The 8,176-nt window shown below is 73.5% G+C and carries 8 protein-coding genes and 1 pseudogene; 3 read left to right on the forward strand and 6 right to left on the reverse strand.

Going from position 1 to position 8,176, the window contains the following annotated elements:
- From MOPEL_RS10495 to MOPEL_RS10505, 3 genes and pseudogenes are all read right to left on the reverse strand, one after another.
- Nucleotides 1-260, reverse strand: a pseudogene (locus MOPEL_RS10495) (hypothetical protein); the annotation flags it as partial.
- 23 nt (nt 261-283) lie between these two features.
- Entirely contained in the window at nt 284-1,660 is a 1,377-nt protein-coding gene (locus MOPEL_RS10500; RefSeq protein WP_040634083.1) for a UTP--glucose-1-phosphate uridylyltransferase, read from the reverse strand.
- Between the two features lie 85 nt (nt 1,661-1,745).
- The gene (locus MOPEL_RS10505) at nt 1,746-3,089 is read right to left on the reverse strand and encodes an N-acetylmuramoyl-L-alanine amidase (RefSeq protein ID WP_009482884.1); all 1,344 of its coding nucleotides are present in this window, start codon (nt 3,087-3,089) and stop codon (nt 1,746-1,748) included.
- 402 nt (nt 3,090-3,491) lie between these two features.
- Here MOPEL_RS10505 and MOPEL_RS10510 point away from each other — a divergent pair, with 402 nt between their 5' ends.
- Together MOPEL_RS10510 and MOPEL_RS10515 are read left to right on the forward strand one after the other, a co-directional pair.
- Nucleotides 3,492-4,307: a YhfC family glutamic-type intramembrane protease gene (locus tag MOPEL_RS10510; RefSeq protein ID WP_009482885.1), complete on the forward strand. Its 816-nt coding sequence runs from the start codon at nt 3,492-3,494 to the stop codon at nt 4,305-4,307.
- A gap of 5 nt (nt 4,308-4,312) precedes the next feature.
- Nucleotides 4,313-4,783, forward strand: a complete 471-nt coding sequence (locus MOPEL_RS10515) for an NUDIX hydrolase (protein WP_009482886.1) — start codon at nt 4,313-4,315, stop codon at nt 4,781-4,783.
- Between the two features lie 72 nt (nt 4,784-4,855).
- Here MOPEL_RS10515 and MOPEL_RS10520 read toward each other — a convergent pair whose 3' ends face one another.
- The 3 genes from MOPEL_RS10520 to map are packed head-to-tail and all read right to left on the reverse strand — an operon-like array spanning nt 4,856 to nt 6,472.
- Nucleotides 4,856-5,329, reverse strand: coding sequence for a hypothetical protein (locus MOPEL_RS10520; RefSeq protein WP_009482887.1), 474 nt, complete (start codon nt 5,327-5,329; stop codon nt 4,856-4,858).
- On the reverse strand, nt 5,319-5,696 hold the full coding sequence (locus MOPEL_RS10525) for a hypothetical protein (RefSeq protein ID WP_009482888.1): 378 nt from the start codon (nt 5,694-5,696) through the stop codon (nt 5,319-5,321). Before MOPEL_RS10525 ends, MOPEL_RS10520 begins: the two co-directional genes overlap by 11 nt.
- 5 nt (nt 5,697-5,701) lie before the next feature.
- On the reverse strand, nt 5,702-6,472 hold the full coding sequence (gene map / locus MOPEL_RS10530) for a type I methionyl aminopeptidase (protein ID WP_040634077.1): 771 nt from the start codon (nt 6,470-6,472) through the stop codon (nt 5,702-5,704).
- 378 nt (nt 6,473-6,850) lie between these two features.
- On the opposite strand from map, the gene MOPEL_RS10535 reads away from it, so the two are divergent.
- Nucleotides 6,851-8,176 (forward strand): MATE family efflux transporter (locus MOPEL_RS10535; protein ID WP_009482890.1); only part of this gene is annotated, 1,326 nt, incomplete at its 3' end.

Here is an 8,176-nt window from a genome sequence, read left to right on the forward strand (position 1 = left end):
CGGGCGGCGAGGAACGGCTGCGGCGTGCCGTCGGGGTACACCCCCGCACCGAGGACGAGCGCGACGGACCGGTGCGGCGCGTCCTCGACCGTGTGGAGCCCACCGCGGGAGGCCACCGCGATCCACGCGTTGCTCGCCCCGAGCACGACGGCGAGGCCCACGACCCCCGCCACTCCGGCTCGACACACCCGCCGACGCCCGGGGAGGGTGCGGATGAGCACGGGCGCCCCCGCCGTGTGGTCGGAGGCGCCCGTGCTCATCACTCGCCGGGTGGTCGCGACGGTCAGATCGTCGTGCCGTCGGCGACGGTGCGGGGCTCGCCCGCGTCGTCGAGGATGCCCCGACCCTCGACGACGACGTCGGAGCCGAACGTCCAGTCGCCCTCGACGGTGAACGACGTCGCCTGCCGCAACGACGGGGCGCCCTCGGGGAACCGCTTCTCGAAGTCGCCGATCTTCTTGTAGTACGTGGGGTCGAGCTCGATCGTCGGCGCCGACTCCGGCAGGAGGTGGAGGTGGCCCGAGTCGGTGACCTCGTAGGCGTCGGAGCGGAGGAGGAGCAGTTCGTTCGTCGTCTTGACGGGAAGGAACCGGGTGCGCGGCACGCAGATCGCCGTCGCCCCCTCGAACACCTCGACGGCCGCACCCATCGCCGACTCGATCTGGAACACCTCGGGGGAGTCCGAGTCCTTGGGATCGACGGTCTTGACGTTGCGGATGAGTGGCAGGCCGAGCACGCCGTCGCGCTCGCGGAGCACCTCGGCGAGACGCTGCAGGTCGAACCACAGGTTGTTCGTGTGGAAGTACGGGTGACGGTGCTCGTCGGTGAAGTAGTCCATCTCCTCCGGCGCGGTCTGCGCGGTCTCGCGGAGGATGAGTTGGCCGTCGCTCTTGCGGACGGCGAGGTGGCCGCCCTTGCGATCCATCGGGGTGCGGCGGCACACCTCGGCGGCGTACGGCGCGCCCGAGGCGGCGAACCACCCCGCGATCGTCGCGTCCGGCGCGGCGCCGAGATTGTCGGAGTTGCTCACCGTCGCGTACCGGAACCCGGCGTCGAGGAGCGCGTCGAGCACCCCACTCGAGAGGAGCGAGGGGTAGAGGTCGCCGTGGCCGGGTGGGCACCACTCGAGGCGCGGGTCGGCGGGCCACTCGACGGCGGTGAGGTCGTCGGTGCGCAGCTTGGGTTCCTGGCTCTGGACGAAGTCGAGGGGGAGGTCGCCGACGCGCAGCTCGGGGTACGCCTCGAGGGCGGCGAGGGTGTCCTCACGGGTGTTGAAGCTGTTCATGAGGAGCAGCGGCAGCGGCGCGTCGTACTCGGCGCGGGCCGCGAGGACCTGCGCGACGATGAGGTCGAGGAAGCTCTTGCCGTCGCGGACGGGCAGCAGCGACTTGGCCTTCGTCATGCCCATCGAGGTGCCGAGACCACCGTTGAGCTTGATGACGACCGTCCTGCCCAGGGCCTCGCGTGCCTGTGCCTCGTCGATCTCGACGTCCTCGAACATCGTCGGCTCGGTCATCGGGCTGATCTCGTCCTCATGGATGAGACCCGTGGCCCCGGCCTCGAGCTCGCGGTAGTAGTGACCGAAGACGTCGACGGCCGTGCGGTGTACACCGGCGTCGGCCATCTTCTGCTGGGCTTTCTTGAGGGCCTCGTCGCTCATGTCACCGATCGTAGTGGGGCCCTCCGACATCGGCTCGTCGCCGGTTCACCCCGGGACCTCCTGGCCCCGGGCCGGACCCGCGGGGTCACCGTCCGCGTGCGGCCCCGACCCGTGCCCGCTCGCGGTAGACGGCCGCGCCCGCCGCCGCCCGGCGACGGATCTCCGGCAGGCGGCGGGCGAGACCCACGCCCGGGCAGGAGGTGCGCGTGTTGCCCACCTGGTAGTGGCCGGGCACGACGGGCGCGAGGCGACCGCCGACACGCATCCGACCGGAGACGTCGAACCCGTATCGCACCGATGTCCACGCGACGACGTCGACGAGGGAGTCCATCACCACCGCCGGCACGGGCGCGGTCGAGGAGTCCCCGATGTAGGCGACGCCGAGGTAGGCCTGGTTGACCCCGCTGGCGTGGGCACCCTTGTGCGGGATGCCGACGCCGCCGTAGCGGCCCTCCCACACCCGGCCGTACCGGTCGACGAGGACGTTGTAGCCGATGTCGCTCCACCCGCGGTCGCGGGTGTGGAACCGCTGGATGCCGCGGAGGATCGCAGGCACCTGGGCGCGGGAGTAGCTGTTCGTCCCCGCCGTGTGGTGCACCGCGATGCCGTGGGCGGCGACGATGGGCATCCGTCGTGCGGGTCGCGTCTCGGACGCCCCCCACACCTCGCGCTTCGTCGGCATCGCCCGGGGGCCGGGAAGACCGGCCGGGGCGGCGGGGAGCCCGGCGACGCGGGAGACGCGCCTGCCCGCCGACGCGGTGGAACCGCCCGCGACGGCCGCGGCGCCGTCGGCCCCGACCGACGCGCCGACGGGGGCACCGACCGGCGGGGTGAGCGACGCGGCGCCCGACGAGGCGGGTGAGGCGGCGGCGTCGACGATGCTGAGGCGGGCGTCGCGCACGGGGGCGCCCGACGCGACGAGGCGCGCCTGCACGTGGGTGGCGCCGTTGACGACGACGGGCTCCGACCCGGCCCGGGTGCGGGCGCCGGGGTCGGCGCAACCGGGGCAGGTCTCGACGTGGATCGATCGCCACGGGCCCCACCGCCCGTCGCGCCGGACGCGGTAGGTGAGGCCCACTCTCGCGCCGGAGCCCTCGGCCCACGTCGCGCCGACGACGGCGACGCCCCGGGGCGCCGCCACGACCCCGGTGTCGAGGGGCTCGGCGTCGGCGGCGGGGGTGAGCGGCCCGGAGGCGACGCGTGGTGCCCTGCGGAACGGCACCTGCCGGTCACGGTTCGGGGCGGCCGTCGGGCCGGTGGGCGTGGGGGACGACGTGGTGGCAGCGGCGCCCCTGGCCGGGGTGGGCGTGCCGCCTGCGGCGACGGCTCCCACGGCCGTCACCTGCGGGACGGTGACCGCCGTGGCGGCGGGGGCGGCGGGGAGGGTGGAGCTCAGCGACAGTGCGACGACTGCGGCGATGCGGCGCATGACGACCTCGGGACGTGGCGTGGACGGGACGGGCGCCACGCTCCGGGGGAGGGGTCGGCGGGGGCCGACTCATGGCAGCGCACATCATGCCCGACGGAAGGCCGTGAACTCTCCTGAGCAGGAGACCGTCTCGTCGTCTTCACCGGCTCGCCTCCGCCACGTCGCCCTCTCGCGACCTCGCTCCACCGCGACCCCGCCACCACGGCCTGGTCGTCGCGACCTCGCCGCGTCGCCCCTCGGGCCCGTGGCGGCGCCCCGTCCCGGTTCCCCGACAGGCCGCACCCTCCCTGCTCGCCACCGCGACTCACGACCGGACGGCGCCCCCACGTCGTGCCGTCCACGGGGAGGGCGGCCGCCCCGGTTCTAGGGTGGGCGGAGGTGGATCTCTCGACAGGAGGCGACATGGACCCGGTGATGCTGCTCGTCGGACGGGCAGTGCTCGTCGTGCTCCTCGTCGGGGCGCTGTGGGTCCTCGCGGCCCGTCGGCTGCCCGCGGCGTGGTCGTCGATCGGATGGGGTGCGCTCGCGTTCCCGCTCTCGCAGGTCGCGCGCACGGCGTTCGTCGTGCCCGTGACGCTCGGGCTCACGGCGATGCTCGGCACGGGGTCGCCCGCGCTCGCGACGGCGTCGGTCGTCCTCGCCGTCCTCACCTCGGGGCTCTTCGAGGAGGGCACCCGGTGGGTCGTCCTCCGATGGTGGGCGAAGCGCGCCCGTTCGTGGCGTGAGGGCGTCGCGTTCGGCCTCGGCCACGGCGGCATCGAGGCGGTGATCCTCCTCGTCGTGTCGGCCGTCAACGGGGTGGTTCTCCTCGGCACGGCCGACGCGGTGCGCGGCTCGGTCGCGACCGCGACCCCCGAGCAGCTGCCCGCCCTCGACGCCCAGATCGCAGCGATCCGAGACCTCACGCTCGGCAGCGCCGCCCTCGGACTGTGGGAGAGGGTGCCCGCGATCGTCGTCCACGTCGCGTGCACCCTCCTCGTCCTGCAGGCGGTGCGCGACCGGCGTCCACTCCTCCTCCTCGCGGCGATGGTGCTCCACTGCGCGCTCAACGCCGTCGCGGTGGGGACGGCGCAGGTGGCGGGCCCGGTCGTCGTCGAACTCGCCCTCACCGCCGTCGCCGCGGTGCTCCTGTGGGCCGTGCTCGCCGGGCCGCTCTCACGACGTCGCGTCGACGCCCGGGTGCCCCACCGGCCCGTCCCCGGTGACGTGGCACCCTGACGGGTATGCCTCGTCGCAGCGCCGGAGTCCTGCCCTACCGCCTCGACGGCGACGACGTCCTCGTCTTCCTCGCCCACCCGGGCGGTCCGTTCTGGGCGAGAAAGGACGAGGGGTGCTGGTCGGTGGTCAAGGGCGAGTACGACCCCGACGCCGAGGACCCCCGCGCCGCCGCGGCCCGCGAGTTCACCGAGGAGACGGGCGTCCCCGCCCCGGAGGGGGAGTGGCTCGACCTCGGGGAGGTGCGACAGTCCTCGAGCAAGATCGTGCGGGCCTACGCCGTGGCCGCGTCCGCCGAGCTCGCGTACGTGTCGAGCAATCTCATCGACGTGGAGTGGCCGCCGCGTTCCGGGCGCACCCTCGAGGTCCCCGAGGTCGACCGCGCCGAGTGGATGACCCTCGAGCGTGCCCACCCGCGGCTCCTCGCCGGGCAGCGCGACCTCCTCGATCGGCTCCGCACCGCCCTCGGGCGGGCCTGAGGGCCCCCTCCGTCCGCCGTCCGTTCCGCCCAGTGACCCATCGCCGACCTCGCGGCCCGGTCGGCCAGGCGATCAGGAGTGGTCGGTGGCGGAGGCGTCGGGCCGGGTGCGCGCGAGCCAGCGCAGCACGAGGATCGGCAGGATCGCGGGGAGCAGGAGGTAGCCCGCCCCGTAGTAGCTCCACACGGAGTTGTCGGGGAACCACTCGGGCCGGACGAGGCTGAGGGTGCCGACGGTGAGGACTCCGGTGAGCTCGACGAGGCACAGCACGCGCATCGCCTCGCGGGAGCCGCGGTGGCCCCATCGGAGGAGGAGGACGAGCCCGACGACGTAGACCGCCGCCGAGAACGCCGACAGCGTGTACGCGATGGGCGCGGCGGAGAACTTCGTCGCGAGCTCGACGCCCGCACGCGAGGTCGCGCCGACGGCGAACGTGCCGTAGAGCAGCGTGAACAGCCGCCCCGGGCCCGCCTCGGGAGCCTGGACCCCGCTCGCCGACGTGGTGTCCGTCGCGGCGCGGGAGGAGCCGTGGGCGTCAGCCGACATTGAGGTACCCGAACAGGATGCCGAGGGTCTGCACCTGACGCACGATCATGATCGCCGCGATGAGCGTGGCGACCGCGACGATGAGCAGCCCCCACCGGTCGAACTTCTTGTACGTGAGCGCGACGCCGGCCGGGATGAGCAGCGGCGTCGACAGCAGGTAGCTGATGTGCGTGGCGAGGCGCGGCCCCGGGTGGCCGGTGACGACGTAGGCGACGTCGGCCCCCACGGCGACGAGCGTCGCGATCTCGGCGACGGCGAGCAACCCGAGGGTGACGCGGCGGGGCAGGTGCCCCACGGCGGCGGCGACGAGGAGGATCACCCCGACGGTGAGGGTCACCCACATGGCGGCGACGACGACGGCGAGCACGGGGGTCAGCCCCGCGCGGTGAGGACGATCGGGTCGCCGTCCGTGATGGCGACCGTGTGCTCGGAGTGCGCGCCGCGGGAGCCGTCGACGCTGCGCAGGGTCCACCCGTCGGGGTCGGTGCGCAGCTCGTCGGTCCCGGCCATGAACCACGGCTCGATCGCGATGACGAGGCCGGGACGCAGCTTGAGGCCACGTCCGCCGCGCCCGTCGTTCGGCACGTGGGGGTCGCCGTGCATCGTGCGCCCGACGCCGTGGCCACCGAACTGGGTGTTGACGCGCAGACCGGCCGCATGGGCGACGGCACCGATCGCGGCGGAGATGTCGCCGAGGCGCTTGCCCGGGCGGGCCGCGTCGATGCCGCGGGCGAGGGCCTCCTCGGTGAGGGCGATGAGCTCGAGGTCGCCCTCGTCCTTCTTCTCGCCGACGACCATGCTGATCGCCGAGTCGGCGACCCACCCGTCGACGGAGACGGCGAAGTCGAGGCTGAGGAGGTCGCCGTCGCGGAGGGCGTAGTCGTGGGGGAGGCCGTGGAGAACGGCGTCGTTGACGGAGGTGCAGATGACGTATCCGAACGGCGAGGCGCCGAAGCTCGGGTGGTAGTCGATGTAACAGCTCTCCGCGCCGCGGCGACGGATGTGCTCGTGGGCCCAACGGTCGATCTCGAGGAGGTTGGTGCCGACCTTCACCCGCGAGGCGAGATCGGTGAGGACCTCGCCGACGAACCGTCCTGCCGGACGCATCTCGTCGATCTCCTGCGGCGTCCGTAGCTCGATCACTGACTGTCGTCCCTTCGGTGGTGCCGGCGCCGGCGTCTCCGGCGTCGTGTGTGGGGCCCGGCGGACGAGGGGTCTCCTCGTCGTGGTGCCCCCGTGCGAAGGGGCCTACCGTGGGTCGCCGATCGCCCCGTCATGCTAGGCCCCTCGGGGGTGGCGGCGTCGAGCGGCGTCGACTCGCGCGACGCGCCCGGGACGATGCGTCACCCTCGCGGCGGAACTCCGGGCCGGACAGGCGCGTTGGGAGCTTGTGGACGTCCGACCCGGTCGATCGTTCGACTGCGACCCTCACGCCCCGTAAGATCTGCACGTCGCTGGGCGAGGTAGCCGACCAGGGGATGCGGCAACCACGACCACACGAGGTGGGGGGAAGAGACGCGCATGGCCAATGTCATGGGACTGGTCCGACGGGCCGGCTGGAACGTCGTCGACCAGATGATGTCGGCCCTGAGCAACATGCTGCTCATGGTCTTCGTGGCCCGGGCGTTGAACGACGCCGCGGGCTTCGGCGCGTTCTCGATGGCGTTCGTCGCCTACGGGGTGGCCGTCGCCGTCTCCAAGGCGATGGTCGGGCAGCCGCTGCAGATGCGGCACAGCGCCGACTCCCCGGAGTCCTTCCGTCGTGCGGTGCGCACCTCGCAGGGCACGGCGGCGTGGATCGGTGTCGTCGGGGCGATCGTCAGCGTCGGTGTGTGGCTGTTCGTCGGTGGTCCGGTGGGAGCGGCGTTCCTCGCGCTCGCGCCGTGTCTGCCCGCACTCACGATGCAGGACTCCTGCCGCATGGCGTTCTTCGCCGCGGGGCGTGCCGACCGGGCCGCCCTCATCGACTTCGTCCGGATGGTGCTCCAGTTCGGGCTCCTCTTCGGGGCGATCGCGCTCGGCTGGACCTCCGTCGGCGTCCTCACGCTCACGTGGGGCATCGCGGGCCTCGTCTCGGCCGCGCTCGGTCTCGCCCTCCTCGCCGCACCGCCGAGCCTCCTCGGTGCGGGCGAGTGGCTCGCCGAGCAGAAGGACATCACCGGCTATCTGCTCGCGGAGTACGTCCTCGGCCTCGGCGCCGCGCAGTTCGGCATCCTCCTCATCGCGCCGCTGTCGTCCCCCGCGGACGTCGGTGCGTTGCGGGCCGTACAGACCCTCCTCGGCCCCCTCAACATCCTCGGCACCGCGGCACTCGCGTTCGCCGTGCCGGAGCTGTCCCGGCGCGCCGACATGCGGGCCCCCGGCCGCCTCAAGGCGATGGTGTTCGCGTCCGCGGCCATGACGATCGCCGCGTCGGCCTACGTCGGGGTGCTGCTCCTCCTGCCCGACCCGGTCGGCGAGTGGCTGTTCCGCGACTCGTGGCGGGGCGCCCAGCCCGTCCTCGTGCCGATGGGCGTCAACTCCATCGCGTCGTGCGCGGGCGTGGGGGCGGCCGTCACCCTCTACGGCATGGGCCTCGCCCGCAAGACGTTCCACCTCAACATCCTCCGGGCGCCCCTCCTCCTCGGGCTCATGTGCCTCGGGGCGGTGCGGTTCGGTGCCGTCGGCGCCGGATGGGCGCTCGCGACCGTCGAGCTCCTCTTCCTCCCCTTCTGGGCCGTCGCCGCCGTCCGCGCCTGCTTCCGGCACGACCGGGAGCGCGACGAGGCTGCGCGGCACGAGGACGCCCGCGGCGGGAGCCCGGACGCCTGGAACGCCGAGGCCGACATCGCGCTCGACTCGGAGAAC

It is taken from the genome of Mobilicoccus pelagius NBRC 104925 (genome assembly GCF_000247995.1).
In the GTDB taxonomy this organism is placed as follows: domain Bacteria; phylum Actinomycetota; class Actinomycetes; order Actinomycetales; family Dermatophilaceae; genus Mobilicoccus; species Mobilicoccus pelagius.